Genomic DNA, 13,411 nt, shown 5'->3' on the forward strand with positions numbered 1-13,411 from the left:
CGGTATGGGTCCCGGCTCAAGGCCGGGACGACAACAGCTTACGCCGCGGTATCCACCTTCAACACACCCCGCCGAATCTGATCCTCCTCGATCGATTCGAACAGCGCCTTGAAGTTGCCCTCACCAAAGCCGTCATCGCCCTTGCGCTGGATGAATTCGAAGAAGATCGGCCCGATCGCGTTCGCAGAGAAAATCTGTAAGAGCACCTTGGTGTGGCCACCATCGACCACGCCCTCACCGTCGATGAGAATGCCGTCGCGCTGCAGACGGGCGACATCCTCGCCGTGCTGCGGCAGGCGCGCGTCGATCTTCTCGAAATAGGTATCCGGCGGCGACGGCATGAACGGTAGTCCCGCCTCGCGCAGTGTCTCGACGGTGCGGTAGATATCGCGCGCGCCGCAGGCGATGTGCTGGATGCCCTCGCCGCGATAGATGTTGAGATATTCCTCGATCTGCCCGGAATCACCGGCATCCTCGTTGATCGGGATCCGGATCTTGCCGTCCGGGCTGGTCAACGCACGCGAGAACAGGCCGGACGCCCGGCCCTCGATGTCGAAGAAACGAATCTGGCGGAAGTTGAACAGCTTTTCGTAGAAGCCGGTCCAGACGTCCATGCGGCCGCGATGGACGTTGTGGGTGAGGTGATCGATGTAATAGAGCCCGGCGCCGGCGGGCCGAGGATCGCGGGTATCAAGCCATTCGAACTCGAGATCATAGGCCGATCCCTTGGCGCCATAACAGTCGGTGAAATAGAGCAGGCTGCCGCCGATGCCGTTGATGGCGGGAACATCGAGCGTCTTCTGAGCGGACGAAACATCAGCCGGCTCCGCGCCGAGCGAGAGCGCCCGCTCGTAGGCCTGCTTGGCGTCGACCACGCGAAACGCCATCGACGGCGCACAAGGCCCATGCGCGGCGACGAAGCCATGGCCATGGGTGCCAGGCTCCTCGTTGACGAGATAATTGATGTCACCCTGGCGATAGACCGTGATCTTCTTGGTCTTGTGGCGGGCGACCGGCGCATAGCCCATCAGCTTGAACAGCGCGTGCAGCTCTTCAGGTTTCGGATGCGCATACTCGACGAACTCGAAACCGTCGGTGCCCATCGGATTGTCGGCGCTGATGGTGGCGGCCGGCGCATCGTGCGGAAACGGACCCATGGCTAAACTCCCGTAAATTGACCTGGATCAATATCGGGCGAAGCGGGCGCAAAGTGCATGCAAACCGAAGGGCGTTAAGCTATCATCTCGCACAATTCGTGCACGAAGCCGGCAGTTGACGCATGATCCCCGTGGACGCCTTCGACCTCAAAATGCTGGCCGCGCTGCAGGACGACGGCCGGCTGACCAACCAGCAACTCGCCGACCTCGTCGGCCTATCCGCCTCGCAATGCTCGCGGCGGCGGATGCGGCTCGAGGAGGAAAAGGTCATCGCCGGCTACCATGCCGACCTTGCCGGCGAGGCGCTCGGCTTCAACCTGATCGCCTTCATTCACATTACGCTGGCGACGCATTCGCCCGACAACGCCAAGAAGTTTCGCGCGCTGGTCAACCGCGTCGACGACATTCAGGAGGCCTATTCGCTCACGGGCGACGCCGACTATGTGCTGAAAGTAGTGCTGCGCGACCTCAAGGACCTCTCGGATCTCGTCAACAACGTGCTGATGCCGCACCAGAGTGTCGCGCATGTGCGATCGTCGGTCGTGCTGGACCGGCTGAAGGAGAGCGCGAGGCTGCCGCTGAAGTGAAGCGGTTTGATGAGTCACTGGGGCAGCATGGCCCAAATCGAGGGAAATTCGTCATTCGCGTTCCCGATCCCATTTGCGATGATCCGTAAGAATCATCCCGCGAGACCACCAATGGCGCTGCAACTCCGACCGAACTGCGAATATTGCGACAAGGACCTGCCGCCGAATGCGATCGACGCGCGCATCTGCTCGTATGAATGTACGTTCTGCGCGGATTGCGTCGAGACCAAGCTGCACAATGTTTGCCCGAACTGCGGCGGCGGCTTTGAGCGGCGGCCGATCCGGCCCGCGACCGAGCGCCGGCCAGGCGTATGCGTCACCAAGCAGTTGCCGTCGGACAAGCGCGTGCATTTGAAGTACAGCGTGGAAGATGTTGCCGCGCATTCAGCGCGGTGGCGAGATATTTCGCCGCAGGAGCGCTAAACTATCTGCGTGATCGCGAAGTTGAGTAGGGTGGGCAAAGCGAAGCGTGCCCACCATTAGATCCGCATCGGGATAGATGGTGGGCACGGCGCTATACGCGCCTTTGCCCACCCTACGGCCTCACAATGACGGCTACCCCGCCGCCAAAATCGTCCCCTCGACCTCGCCAAAGCCGACGCGGTAGCCGTCGCCCTGGCACCAGCCGCGCATCACGAGCGAATCGCCATCTTCCAGGAACGATCGTTTCACGCCCTCGGCCAGCTCGACCGGCTCGGTGCCGTTCCAGCTTATCTCCAACAGGCTGCCGCGCTGGTCCTTCTCCGGACCGGAGATGGTGCCGCTCCCTAAGAGATCGCCGACATTCATGGCGCAGCCTGAAGACGCATGGTGCACGAGCTGCTGCACCGACGACCAGTACATGTATTTGAAATTGGTGCGGCTGATACTTTTCGGCGCGTTCATCGGCGCGGCGCGTAAGTCCACCTCCAGCGCCATGTCGTAATTGTTCGGCTGCGTCTGCTGCAAGTACGGCAGCGGCTTCGGATCCTGCACGGGGCCGTGCAATCGAAATGGCTCCAGCGCCTCGCGCGTCACCACCCACGGGCTGATCGAGGTCGCAAACACCTTGGCCTGGAACGGCCCGAGCGGCACATATTCCCACTGCTGGATGTCGCGCGCGCTCCAGTCGTTGAGGATGACGAAGCCGAAGATCATCTCTTCGGCCTGCTTCTCGGTGAGCATTTCGCCCATCACCGACGGTTGGCCGACCACCACGCCCATCTCCAACTCGAAATCGAGCCGCTTGCATGGCCCAAAGCTCGGCATGTCGGCCGTCGGCGGCTTCAATTGGCCGCGCGGACGGCGCACCGGCGTGCCGCTGACGACAACGGTCGAGGCGCGGCCGTTGTAGCCGATCGGCATGTGCAGCCAGTTCGGTTGTAACGCATTGTCCTTGCCGCGGAACATCACGCCGACATTGGTGGCGTGCTCCTTGGATGAGTAGAAATCGGTGTAGCCGGAGACCGCGAACGGCATGTGCAGCCTCACATCCGCCATCGGCACCAGCGCGCGCTTGCGCAAGGCTTCGTTGTCGCGGAGTTCAGGATGATCATCCCGCAGAAGCTCGCTAATCCGCGCCCGCGTGCTCGACCAGACCTTTGGCCCCAGCGCCATGAACGCATTTAGCTGCGGCGCGGCGAACACCGCCGGCTCGACGACATCGAACCGGCAATCCTGCGCGAGCTGCCAGAGATCGAGCACGTAATCGCCGATCGCTACTCCAACGCGCGGAGCGAGCCCGTCCTTGGCGGAAAACACGCCGTAAGGGAGATTCTGGATCGGGAAATGGGAAGTGGGCGCGACGTCGATGAACGAGCGGAGTTTGGGGTCGTTGGGGTGGGGCATGGGCTTTCCCGAATATCGCTAAGGCTGGTTCTTTCACCCTCCAGGGGAGGGTAAGAGGCTACGGCTTGTTCGGGTCGAACCGTTTCTCGAGGCCCTTCCAGCAATCGGCGTAGTCGTCCTGCAAGGTCGCCGACGTCGCCGCGTGCTGGGTCACCCGCTGCGGAAAGCGCGTTTCGAACATGAAGGCCATGGTGCCCGTCAGCTTCACCGGCTTCAGCTCGCCATTGCTGGCGCGATCAAAGGCCTCGCGGTCGGGGCCGTGCGGCAGCATGCAGTTGTGCAAGCTGATGCCGCCCGGAACAAAACCCTGCGGCTTGGCGTCGTAGACGCCGTAGATCAGCCCCATGAACTCACTCATGATGTTCATATGATACCAGGGCGGGCGGAAGGTATTTTCGGCGACCGCCCAGCGCTCCGGGAAGATCACGAAGTCGATATTCGCGGTGCCCGCCGTTTCCGACGGCGAGGTCAGCACCGTGAAGATCGAGGGGTCGGGATGGTCGAAGCTGATGGCGCCGACCGGCGAGAAGGTGCGCAGATCGTATTTGTAGGGCGCGTAATTGCCGTGCCACGCCACCACGTCGATCGGCGAATGCGGCAGCGTCGTCTTGAACAGCGAGCCGCCCCATTTCACGTACAGTTCCGTCGGCGTGTCCTTGTCCTCATAGCTGGCCACCGGCGTCAGGAAGTCGCGCGAATTGGCGAGGCAGTTGGCGCCGATCGGCCCGCGCTCCGGCAGCGTGAACGCGCCGCCGTAATTCTCGCAGATATAGCCGCGCGCAGGTCCATTCGGAACCTCCACCCGGAATTTCACGCCACGCGGGATCACCGCAATCTCGCCCGGCTCGATATCGATGCGGCCGAATTCGGTAATGAGGCGCAGGTTGCCCTGCTGCGCGACGAACATCATCTCGCCGTCAGCATTGTAGAAGTGCTGATCGACCATTGACGTGGTGATGAGATAAACGTGCGCGGCCATGCCTCCTTGCGTATTGGCATCGCCCGCCGTCGTCATGGTCTGCACGCCCTGCAGGAACGTCTTGTCTTCCTTTGGGATCGGCGCCGGGTCCCAGCGCAGTTGCGCGATCGGCAAATCATATTCGTGGCACGGCGCGGTGCGCCACAGCCCGGCATCGACTTTCGCAAAGCGGCCCGAATGCTTCACCGAAGGGCGGATGCGATAGAGCCAGGAGCGCTCATTGCTGCCGCGCGGCGCGGTGAACGGCGAGCCGGAGAGCTGTTCGGCATAGAGCCCGTAGGCGCAGCGCTGCGGCGAATTGCGGCCCATCGGCAGCGCACCGGGCAAGGCTTCAGTTTCAAAACTGTTGCCGAAACCGGACATATAGCCCGGCGTCAGTTGTGCGCTGCTGCGAACGATCTGATCAGGCGAGGTGTTGATATTCATGGTCTATCCTCCTCCTTGCAGGGCGGCCCACATTTCCTGGTCGCGCTTGTCGGTCCAGATCACGGGATCGTCTATTCCTGACGCCTCGTCGAACGCGCGCGAGACGTTAAACGGCAGGCAGTGCTCGTAAATGGCGAAGCTGGAAAATTTTGGATCCATCACCTCGCGCGTTGCGGCAAAGGTCTCTTTCAGCGTGCGGCCCTTGGCAACCGAGCTTTCCGCGGCGCCATAGAGCGTCGTGACGAAGTCGCGCGTCATCGCGATCGCGTCGCGCCCGGTTGAAAGTCCCTTCAGCGCGTCGCCGCGGCCCGGCGCGATCGCCTTCGGATTGAAGGCGCGGATTTCGTTCAGCGTCATCGGCCATTCACGTAAATGCGCATCGCCGCAATAGCAGGCCGAGTGATATTCGATGAGGTCGCCGGAAAACATCACTTCGGCATCCGGCACCCAGGCCACGATATCGCCGGACGTATGCCCGGCACCGAGTTGCATCAACCGCACCTCGCGTTTTCCCAAGTAAATCGACATCTCGCCTTCAAACGTCAGCGTCGGCCAAGTCAGCCCGGGAATGCTCTGCGCATCCTGGAACAGGCGGGGAAAGCGGCCATATTCGGAATCCCAATCCTGCTGGCCGCGCTCCTCGATCAGCCGGTAGGTTTCGGCCGACGCCACGATGCCCTGCGCCTTGTAGGCGGAGGCGCCTAGCACGCGGACGGCGTGATAGTGCGACAGCACGACATATTTGATGGGCTTGTCGGTGACGGTGCGCACCCGCTCGATCACCTTGTTGGCCATCGCCGGCGTCGCCTGCGCGTCGAACACAAGGCAGCCGTCGTCGCCAACGATGATCGCGGAGTTCGGATCGCCCTCGGCGGTGAACGCGTAGAGATCAGTGCCGATTTCGGAGAAGGTGATCTTCTTTTCCGCGAGATCGGTGGTGGACGCGAAACCTTTAGCCATCAATTCGATTCCTGACTTCGTTTAAGACGTGAAATTATTGTTGCTGCTGCTCTTGCTGCTGGCTCGCATCGAGCATCCGCCGAGCGGCGAGCGCAATCGCTTCCTTCAGCACATCGAGGTCACCGATGTGATTGGCGAGGATGAGAACCAGTGCCGCATCGAGATCGGCGCTTTGCTCGTCGTTCAGTCCACGATGCGCCTCGACGATGGCGCGGAACGCGTCATCAGGCTTGGCAAAGTTCGAACTGGTCGATAACGCCATGACGAAACCTCAGTTGTGGCCGGCGGCACGCGCGAGCGCGGCGTCGAGTGCCGCCCGGGTCGGATGCCGAAAGCGCGCCGCGACATAGCCATCGGGACGCAGCAGATAGGCCGTGCCTGGCTCGGCGTCGTAACGCGTAGCAGCAAGACCTGCAGAATCGGCCAGACCGTCTTTGCCGCCAATCCGGATTGTGGCTATTTCCTCAGGCAGCTCCGGCGCAGCACCATTGCTAAACTCCAGCAGCGTGAACCCCGTTCCCGCCCCGATGAAAGCATCGGTGAGATACATCGGTTCGCCGCTCCGGCCTGCAACCGGCGCGTCCGGCATCGAGGCGCCGGGACGCGGGCCGCCGCGCCAGCAATCGCTATCGGCGGTCGAAAGCGGCGTTTCGTAGATCGAGGGCGTCGAGAGACGCCCCGCATTCACCATGCGCTTGCCGAACTCGGTTTCCCGGGCGAGCGATAGCACTGCCTTGCGCAGCCGCGCCTCCTGGCGGGAGTTCGGCGCCATGAAATCGGTCGAGCGGGTGGATTCGCGGATGTTCTCGTCGGCCGCGGCGCTGCGCTCGATGTGGTAGCTCTCAAGCAGCGCCTCGGGCGAGATACCCCGCAGCACGCGATCGAGTTTCCACGCCAGATTCTCGGCGTCCTCGAGCCCGGAATTGGCGCCGCGGGCGCCGAACGGCGAGACCTGATGGGCGGCATCGCCGGCAAAGATCACCCGGCCATGGATAAACTTGTTCATCCGCCGGCACTGGAATTTGTACAGTGAGATCCATTCGAAATCGAACTTGTCGTGACCGAGCATGCGGGCGATGCGTGGCCGCACGTTCTCCGGCAGCTTTTCCACCGCCGGATCGGCAAAGCGATTGAGCTGCAGGTCGATCCGCCAAATGTCGTCCGGCTGCTTGTGCAGGAGCGCGGAGCGTCCGGCGTGGAACGGCGGATCGAACCAGAACCAGCGCTCGGTTGGAAACGCCGCGGTCATCTTGACGTCGGCGATCAGGAACTGGTCTTCGAACACCTGGCCCGCAAAGTCCGCTCCGACCATTTGCCGCAGCGACGATCGGGCGCCATCGCAGGCGATCACGTATTGCGCCGCCAACCGATAGGGGCCGTCCGGCGTCTGGATCGTCAGCACCACATGGTCGTTGTGCGGCTCGAGCCCGGTCACCTTGTTGCGCCAGCGCAGGTCGATCTCGGGGAGTTCCTCGACACGATCGACCAGATAGGCCTCAGCGTAGAATTGCTGCAGGTTGATGAAGGCCGGCCGCTTGTGACCCTCCTCGGGCAGCAAATTGAATTGATAGAGCTGGGAGTCGCCGTGAAAGATCTTGCCGACGCTCCACACCACGCCCTTGTCGACCATGCGCTGGCCGATGCCGAGCCGGTCCCAGAATTCGAGCGAGCGTTTGGAGAAGCAGATCGCCCGCGAGCCCTCGCCGATCCGGTCAGCGTCGTCGAGCAGCACGACCGCTTGCCCGCGCTGCGCCAGATCGATCGCCAGCGACAGCCCCACTGGACCAGCGCCGACGACGACAACAGCGTGCTCGGCGGTATTCGCGCCCACCCGGTCCTGATCGGGATGGCGGCGATAGCCGAACTGGGTTTTAGTCAGCGCCATGCGGGTCAACCCCGTCACTAGCCAAGGGTCTGCGACCCTGCTAAATTAGTCTCACCTGCAACTATCTTAAACCCCCGGCCGGGTCCGGCGTCAACTCAAATCGAGGCGATTCTTGCCAAAAGCGATGTCAGGCGAAATGGTGGCCGGTTCGCGGGAAGAGAGCGCGCCGAAAAGGGCCGCACGACTGGACCTCTTCAAGTTCGTGCCGTTCCGGCTCAACCGGCTGGCGGCGGAAGTCAGCTCCGCACTCTCGGCCGAATATGCGGCGCGCTATGGGCTCGATATTCCGGAATGGCGCGTGCTGGCGACGCTCGGCTTCCGTCACGATGCCTGCAGCGCGCAATACATCGCCCACTGCACCCGCACCCACAAATCCACCATCAGCCGCGCGGTCACCTCGCTGATGAAGCGGCAGATCGTCGAGCGTGTCGAGAGCGAGGACGACCGCCGCGAATTCCGCCTGCGTCTGACGCACAAGGGCGAAGCGCTCTACGAGGAATTGATCCCGCGGCTGCTGCGCAGGGAACAGGAGATACTGTCCTGTCTGTCCGCGCAGGAGCGCAAGGATTTCGCGCGGCTGCTCGGGAAGGTCGAGGCGAGCCTCGACCTGGTGCAGACCAGCGAAGAGGCGGACGCGAAGGAAGCTTACTGACCGGCTTGAGCGCTGTGCCGAGGCTCACTTCACGGCCGTCACCACAATCTCCACGATATGAGGCGGCTCGAGATCGACGCCGATGCAGGCGCGCATTGGCGGATTTTTGGTATCGACCCATTCGTCCCAGGCGCGGTTCATCTCACCCTTCCGCTTGATATCGGTGATGTAGACGATAGCCGAGAGAATCTTGCTCTTGTCCGTGCCGCACAGCGCGAGGCTTTCGTCGATCCGGGCGAGCGCCTTTACGCTCTGCTCGTACATCGACGGGGTAACGGGGTCGGGCGCGACAGCCACCGTGAACACCAGATCGTCGTGCGCGACGGCGCGGCTGCGGGTTGGTGTAAGCCCGGCAAAGCGTTGAATCATGATATCTCCGATTAGCGGCCAATATGTTTCGCGATGACCGGGAAATAATTATCGCCCGATCCGGCATCGATCGCCTCCTGCAGTATCGTTCTGACTAACTCCGCACCACGGATTTTCAATCCCGCATCGGCTGCGAGCTCCAGCGCATAGGAAAGATCCTTCAGCGCATATTCGGTCGAGAACGCGCGCTCCGGAAAATTGCCCGGCACGATCGCCTTCATGCCGTGATTGCGTAGCGCAAAGCTGTCGGCCGAACCCTTGGACAGCGTGTCGAGCAACAGCTTTGGATCGACACCATTCTGCTTCGCGACAGCGACCGCTTCAGCGAGCGCGTTGACGGTTTCGAACAGCACCATGTTGTTGAGAATCTTCGTCACCTGCCCCGAGCCGACGTCGCCGCAATGGGTGACATCAGTGGCAAAACAACGATCAGTGGCTCGATATCGGCATAAAGTGCGGGCGTCGCGCCAACCATCACGCTCAGCGTGCCGTCCTGCGCCGCCTGGCGCGTGCGCGCGATCGGCGCGTCGGCCCAGGATGCATCCTCGGCCTGCAGCAGCTTGGCAAACTCACGGGTTTGGCCGACTGACGACGTACCGAGATCGACGACGACCTGACCACCGCGGATGTTTGCCAGGATTCCGTCGCCCTCGAACACCGCGCGCACATGCTTGGCGCTGGGCAGGCAGAGGAACAACAAATCGCTTTGCCTGACGACGTCGGCGACGGTGCCTGCGGCCTTCGCGCCCTCGGCCTGCAGCAGTGCCAGCGGCTCGGCCGCAAGATCGAACGCGATCACGCGCTTACCGCTCTTCTTCACGAGATTGCGGCAGATCGGCTCGCCCATCACGCCGAGGCCGATGAAGCCGATCGTGTTGTACGCTGGCATCATAACCGTCCGCTATTTCGCGAAAGAACGCGACGGCGCCAGGTGCAGCGCGAATGCATCGACCTTGTCGCTGGCGCGCGGGTAGATCTCGCTCACGATCGGATCGTGGCCGGGAATGAAACGATCGGGATGGCCGGCCAGGCGCTCGACGATTTCCCAGCCCTGCGCCATGTCGCCGACATTGTAGACGATCGGAAACGGGCTGCGCTTGTGCAGATTGGCGTAGTAGTGCGAAGCGTCCGACGCCAGCACCACTGGCCCCCGCGCAGTTTCGACGCGCACGACCTGCAGGCCATCGGAATGGCCGCCGACGCGATGCACCGTCACGCCGGGCGTGATCTCGCCGTCGCCGGAATGGAAAGTGACGCGCTCGCCATAGACGTGGCGCACCATCGTGGTGACGTGCTCGACCGAAAACGGATGCCGCAACATGCCATTGCACATGCAGCGCCCGGTCGCGTAGCTCATCTCGCGATCCTGCAGATGAAACCGCGCGTTCGGGAAGCGATCGAGATTGCCGGCGTGGTCGTAGTGCAGATGGGTGACGATCACGTCACGAATGGTGTCGGCGGCAACACCAAAATCGGCCAGTGCGTCGACCGGATTGAGCGTGAGTTTGCGCGAACGCGCCTTCGCCTCTTCGGCATTGAAGCCGGTGTCGACCAGGATGTCGCGGCCGCTCCCTCTAATCAGCCAGACGAAGTAATCCAGATCCTGCGCCGTGGTTTCGTGCGGATCGGGGATCAGAAAATTCAAATGAGGAGTGCGGGGCGACATCGTCGCATAGCGCAGGGCATAGATCTCGTAGGCGTTTCCCATCGGTGTCACTTTTCTTTTGTGCTGAACTTGGCCGATGCCGGCAGCAAGCCATTGTCACCTACAAAGGTCAAACGCGGTGCGCGAATGACCACCGCGTGGCATTGCAGAGCATTATGTGAGAGGGGTCACATTTCTATGGTGGTCGTCACCCGCAGGTGACCCGGGCAGACCGTCGTATTCGGACGCAGCCGGGCACTACGAAAGGATGGTCGAGCAGATCGGGAACCGGTTGCAGAGACCAAGTCCGCGCGCCGAGGCGTTGCCGCCCTTCCAACATTGTTTATTCCCTTCATCCACGCGGTGCGGTCGCGGTTAATTGTCGCAATTAGTGACGAGATCGCAAGCGGTTGACGGGCTGTGCGCGTGGTTTGATAATGCAGAGTGCGTAGAGTAAGGTCGCCGCGGCGCAAGCTGGTAACGGCGCCATTTTGGCTGGATTGCCGTCAATATGAAAACCCGCCTTGTATTGCTCCTTTCCCTGATTTTTGCGGTCGCGTCGGTAGCCCCGTCGCTCGCAGCCGGCGAACGGTATGCGCTGGTGATCGGCAACGCGAAATATCCGGACGCCGAGGCGCCCCTGAAGGAACCGATCAATGATGCGCGCGACGTCGCCGAAGAGCTCAAGCGCGACGGATTCAATGTCGATATCGGCGAGAACCTGACCGGCGAGCAGATGCGCCGCGCCTTCGAGCGGCTGTACGGCAAAATCAAGCCCGGCTCGGTCGCGCTGCTATTCTTTTCGGGCTTTGGCGTGCAGTCGAGCCGCCAGAGCTACATGATCCCCGTCGATGCGCAGATCTGGACTGAGGCCGACGTTCGCCGCGACGGTTTCAGCCTCGAAACCGTGCTGGGGGAGATCAACAGCCGCGGCGCAGGCGTCAAGATCGCGCTGATCGACGCCAGCAGGCGCAATCCGTTCGAGCGCCGGTTCCGCAGCTTTTCCGCCGGCCTTGCGCCGGTTATCGCGCCGAACGGCACGCTGGTGATGTATTCGGCCGCGCTCTCGTCGGTCGTTTCCGACAATGGCAGCGACCGCAGCCTGTTTGTGAAAGAGCTGCTGAAGGAAATCCGCACCCCCGATTTGATGGCGGAGGAAACGCTAAACCGCACCCGCGTCGGCGTCACCCGCGCCTCGCGCCAGGAGCAGGTGCCATGGATTTCGTCGTCGCTGGCCGAGGATTTCTCCTTTATTCCCAGCGGCGGTCCGCGGCCGGCGAGCCCGCCGCCGGCTCCGGTGGCCGCAGCGCCAACGACTCCCGCGCCTGCACCCGCCCCTTCCCCTGCTCCTGCACCTGCTGCGCCCCAGGTGGCCGCGCCTGCTCCGCCACCGCCTCCTCCGGCGCCGCCGAAGCCGGCTGAAGCCGCGATTCCTCCGCCTCCGCCACCGGCCAAGCCAACCGAGAGCCCCAGCCCGACTGCGGTTGCGCTGGCCGACGACCCGACCATCAAGAACCTGACCACCAGGCTCAACGACAATCCGGACGATGCCGCTGCGCTATACCGGCGCGGACAGGTCTATGCGAGCAAGGGCGCCTACGAGCTCGCCATCAAGGACTTCAACAATTCGCTGCGGCTGAATCCGAAGGATGTGGAAGCTTACAACAACCGCTGCTGGGCCCGCACGGTGATCGGGGACCTGCAGGCGGCACTGAAGGATTGCAACGAGGCGTTGCGGCTGCGGCCGAATTTCGTCGACGCGCTCGACAGCCGCGGCCTCGTTAACCTGAAAAGCGGCCAGAACAAGAATGCAATTGCTGATTTCGACGCCGCCCTCAAGATCAACCCGAGATTGACGTCGTCGCTGTACGGCCGCGGCCTTGCCAAGAAGCGCAACGGCTCGATTTCGGAAGGCGATCTCGATATTAACAATGCGAAGGCGATGGACCCCAATATCGTCAAGGAATTCGCCGATTACGGGGTGCAGTGATGATTTTTTAGGTATGAAGGCTGCCGGCGCCTCGAACCCTGCGGCGGGCGCCCAGACTAACGTAAAGCAGCCGGCCGCAAACCAAGGTGCGGCAGCTCATTTGGATGACCTTAGAACCGCGTGGGAAGCCCGCAGGAGGGGGACTGGTAATGGCAAATTTCTCAGTAACGAAGACTCTTACCGCAATCGTCTCGGTTGCGGCGCTCGGCGCCGCAATCGGCTTAAGTGCGGGAACTGCCCTCGCGCAGGAGAGGAACGTCACCGAAGATCAGATCATCCGCGCGCTGGTACCCGAAAAGAAGCCGCTGACCCGTGGCCTTTCGGTCGGTCCGCAGCAGACCGTCGACCCGACTGTGGCCGCCGCCGAGAGCAAATTGGTTCAGAAATTCCGCGGTCGCTCCACGCGTTCGCTTTCGATCGCCGAGCGCGAGGAAATCGCCACCATCGTCAAGGACAAGCCGAAGATCGATCTGGAAATCAACTTCGACTACAACTCAGCCGATATCAGCGCGAAGTCGCTGCCATCGGTTCAGGCGCTCGGCCGCGCTCTTACCAACAACGACCTCAAGGGCTCGACCTTTGTGGTCGCAGGCCACACCGATGCGGCCGGCGGCGAAGCCTATAATCAGGACCTCTCCGAGCGTCGCGCCGACGCCATCAAGCGCTATCTCGTCGACAAATACGGCATCAACGGCACCGATCTCGTCACCGTCGGATATGGCAAGAGCAAGCTCAAGGATCCGAGCCAGCCGCTGGCGGAAGTGAACCGCCGCGTCCAGGTCGTGAACATGGAAAACAAGGCCACCGCGTCGAACGCATCCAAGTAAGGGGCGTGGCGCCGACCAATATTTTGCGGCTACAATACGTCCCGCAGCACCCGTGCGGGACGTATTCGTTTTGGGCGAGATCGCAGGCCTTCGGCCAGCCAATGCGC

Annotated in this window: 13 protein-coding genes and 1 pseudogene; 5 read left to right on the forward strand and 9 right to left on the reverse strand. The window is 62.3% G+C overall.

Annotated features, from left to right (window positions below; genetic code table 11):
* Positions 1 to 38 precede the first annotated feature (38 nt).
* A complete protein-coding gene (hppD, locus tag KJQ96_RS30700) occupies positions 39 to 1,157 on the reverse strand; it encodes a 4-hydroxyphenylpyruvate dioxygenase (RefSeq protein WP_213290101.1) in 1,119 nt (372 codons plus the stop codon).
* Between the two features lie 122 nt (positions 1,158 to 1,279).
* On the opposite strand from hppD, the gene KJQ96_RS30705 reads away from it, so the two are divergent.
* The gene (locus tag KJQ96_RS30705; protein ID WP_213290102.1) at positions 1,280 to 1,744 is read left to right on the forward strand and encodes an Lrp/AsnC family transcriptional regulator; all 465 of its coding nucleotides are present in this window, start codon (positions 1,280 to 1,282) and stop codon (positions 1,742 to 1,744) included.
* 111 nt (positions 1,745 to 1,855) lie between these two features.
* A complete protein-coding gene (locus KJQ96_RS30710; protein ID WP_213290103.1) occupies positions 1,856 to 2,167 on the forward strand; it encodes a DUF1272 domain-containing protein in 312 nt (103 codons plus the stop codon).
* 132 nt (positions 2,168 to 2,299) lie between these two features.
* On the opposite strand, the gene fahA is transcribed toward KJQ96_RS30710, so the two are convergent.
* From fahA to KJQ96_RS30735, 5 genes are read right to left on the reverse strand one after another with little or no spacing between them, the layout of a single operon-like run.
* Complete coding sequence (gene fahA, locus KJQ96_RS30715; RefSeq protein WP_213290104.1) at positions 2,300 to 3,571, reverse strand: fumarylacetoacetase; 1,272 nt, start codon at positions 3,569 to 3,571, stop codon at positions 2,300 to 2,302.
* A gap of 58 nt (positions 3,572 to 3,629) precedes the next feature.
* Positions 3,630 to 4,976, reverse strand: coding sequence for a homogentisate 1,2-dioxygenase (gene hmgA / locus KJQ96_RS30720; protein WP_213290105.1), 1,347 nt, complete (start codon positions 4,974 to 4,976; stop codon positions 3,630 to 3,632).
* A gap of 3 nt (positions 4,977 to 4,979) precedes the next feature.
* A complete protein-coding gene (locus KJQ96_RS30725) occupies positions 4,980 to 5,936 on the reverse strand; it encodes an MBL fold metallo-hydrolase (protein ID WP_028351999.1) in 957 nt (318 codons plus the stop codon).
* A gap of 34 nt (positions 5,937 to 5,970) precedes the next feature.
* The gene (locus KJQ96_RS30730; protein ID WP_213290106.1) at positions 5,971 to 6,198 is read right to left on the reverse strand and encodes a DUF2783 domain-containing protein; all 228 of its coding nucleotides are present in this window, start codon (positions 6,196 to 6,198) and stop codon (positions 5,971 to 5,973) included.
* A 9-nt stretch (positions 6,199 to 6,207) separates the two neighbouring features.
* A complete protein-coding gene (locus KJQ96_RS30735) occupies positions 6,208 to 7,821 on the reverse strand; it encodes an FAD-dependent oxidoreductase (protein WP_213290107.1) in 1,614 nt (537 codons plus the stop codon).
* Between the two features lie 124 nt (positions 7,822 to 7,945).
* On the opposite strand from KJQ96_RS30735, the gene KJQ96_RS30740 reads away from it, so the two are divergent.
* On the forward strand, positions 7,946 to 8,473 hold the full coding sequence (locus KJQ96_RS30740) for a MarR family winged helix-turn-helix transcriptional regulator (RefSeq protein ID WP_375293223.1): 528 nt from the start codon (positions 7,946 to 7,948) through the stop codon (positions 8,471 to 8,473).
* Between the two features lie 24 nt (positions 8,474 to 8,497).
* On the opposite strand, the gene KJQ96_RS30745 is transcribed toward KJQ96_RS30740, so the two are convergent.
* From KJQ96_RS30745 to KJQ96_RS30755, 3 genes and pseudogenes are all read right to left on the reverse strand, one after another.
* The gene (locus tag KJQ96_RS30745) at positions 8,498 to 8,842 is read right to left on the reverse strand and encodes a RidA family protein (RefSeq protein WP_213290108.1); all 345 of its coding nucleotides are present in this window, start codon (positions 8,840 to 8,842) and stop codon (positions 8,498 to 8,500) included.
* Positions 8,843 to 8,853: 11 nt separating this feature from the next.
* Positions 8,854 to 9,689: pseudogene (locus KJQ96_RS30750) on the reverse strand (NAD(P)-dependent oxidoreductase).
* 54 nt (positions 9,690 to 9,743) lie between these two features.
* Complete coding sequence (locus KJQ96_RS30755) at positions 9,744 to 10,550, reverse strand: N-acyl homoserine lactonase family protein (protein ID WP_213290109.1); 807 nt, start codon at positions 10,548 to 10,550, stop codon at positions 9,744 to 9,746.
* A 448-nt stretch (positions 10,551 to 10,998) separates the two neighbouring features.
* Between KJQ96_RS30755 and KJQ96_RS30760 the strand changes: the two genes are divergently transcribed.
* Together KJQ96_RS30760 and KJQ96_RS30765 are read left to right on the forward strand one after the other, a co-directional pair.
* Entirely contained in the window at positions 10,999 to 12,477 is a 1,479-nt protein-coding gene (locus KJQ96_RS30760) for a caspase family protein (protein ID WP_213290110.1), read from the forward strand.
* 149 nt (positions 12,478 to 12,626) lie between these two features.
* A complete protein-coding gene (locus tag KJQ96_RS30765) occupies positions 12,627 to 13,304 on the forward strand; it encodes an OmpA family protein (RefSeq protein WP_213290111.1) in 678 nt (225 codons plus the stop codon).
* The last annotated feature ends 107 nt before the right edge of the window (positions 13,305 to 13,411 follow it).

Origin of the sequence: Bradyrhizobium sp. sGM-13 (genome assembly GCF_018398875.1) — a bacterium.
GTDB lineage: Bacteria > Pseudomonadota > Alphaproteobacteria > Rhizobiales > Xanthobacteraceae > Bradyrhizobium.

What these genes read in the sequence shown, in the direction of transcription:
- hppD (WP_213290101.1), bottom strand. Translation starts at nt 1,157, where the DNA reads ATGGGTCCGTTTCCGCACGATGCGCCGGCCGCCACCATCAGCGCCGAC.
- KJQ96_RS30705 (WP_213290102.1), top strand. Translation starts at nt 1,280, where the DNA reads ATGATCCCCGTGGACGCCTTCGACCTCAAAATGCTGGCCGCGCTGCAG.
- KJQ96_RS30710 (WP_213290103.1), top strand. Translation starts at nt 1,856, where the DNA reads ATGGCGCTGCAACTCCGACCGAACTGCGAATATTGCGACAAGGACCTG.
- fahA (WP_213290104.1), bottom strand. Translation starts at nt 3,571, where the DNA reads ATGCCCCACCCCAACGACCCCAAACTCCGCTCGTTCATCGACGTCGCG.
- hmgA (WP_213290105.1), bottom strand. Translation starts at nt 4,976, where the DNA reads ATGAATATCAACACCTCGCCTGATCAGATCGTTCGCAGCAGCGCACAA.
- KJQ96_RS30725 (WP_028351999.1), bottom strand. Translation starts at nt 5,936, where the DNA reads ATGGCTAAAGGTTTCGCGTCCACCACCGATCTCGCGGAAAAGAAGATC.
- KJQ96_RS30730 (WP_213290106.1), bottom strand. Translation starts at nt 6,198, where the DNA reads ATGGCGTTATCGACCAGTTCGAACTTTGCCAAGCCTGATGACGCGTTC.
- KJQ96_RS30735 (WP_213290107.1), bottom strand. Translation starts at nt 7,821, where the DNA reads ATGGCGCTGACTAAAACCCAGTTCGGCTATCGCCGCCATCCCGATCAG.
- KJQ96_RS30740 (WP_375293223.1), top strand. Translation starts at nt 7,946, where the DNA reads ATGTCAGGCGAAATGGTGGCCGGTTCGCGGGAAGAGAGCGCGCCGAAA.
- KJQ96_RS30745 (WP_213290108.1), bottom strand. Translation starts at nt 8,842, where the DNA reads ATGATTCAACGCTTTGCCGGGCTTACACCAACCCGCAGCCGCGCCGTC.
- KJQ96_RS30755 (WP_213290109.1), bottom strand. Translation starts at nt 10,550, where the DNA reads ATGGGAAACGCCTACGAGATCTATGCCCTGCGCTATGCGACGATGTCG.
- KJQ96_RS30760 (WP_213290110.1), top strand. Translation starts at nt 10,999, where the DNA reads ATGAAAACCCGCCTTGTATTGCTCCTTTCCCTGATTTTTGCGGTCGCG.
- KJQ96_RS30765 (WP_213290111.1), top strand. Translation starts at nt 12,627, where the DNA reads ATGGCAAATTTCTCAGTAACGAAGACTCTTACCGCAATCGTCTCGGTT.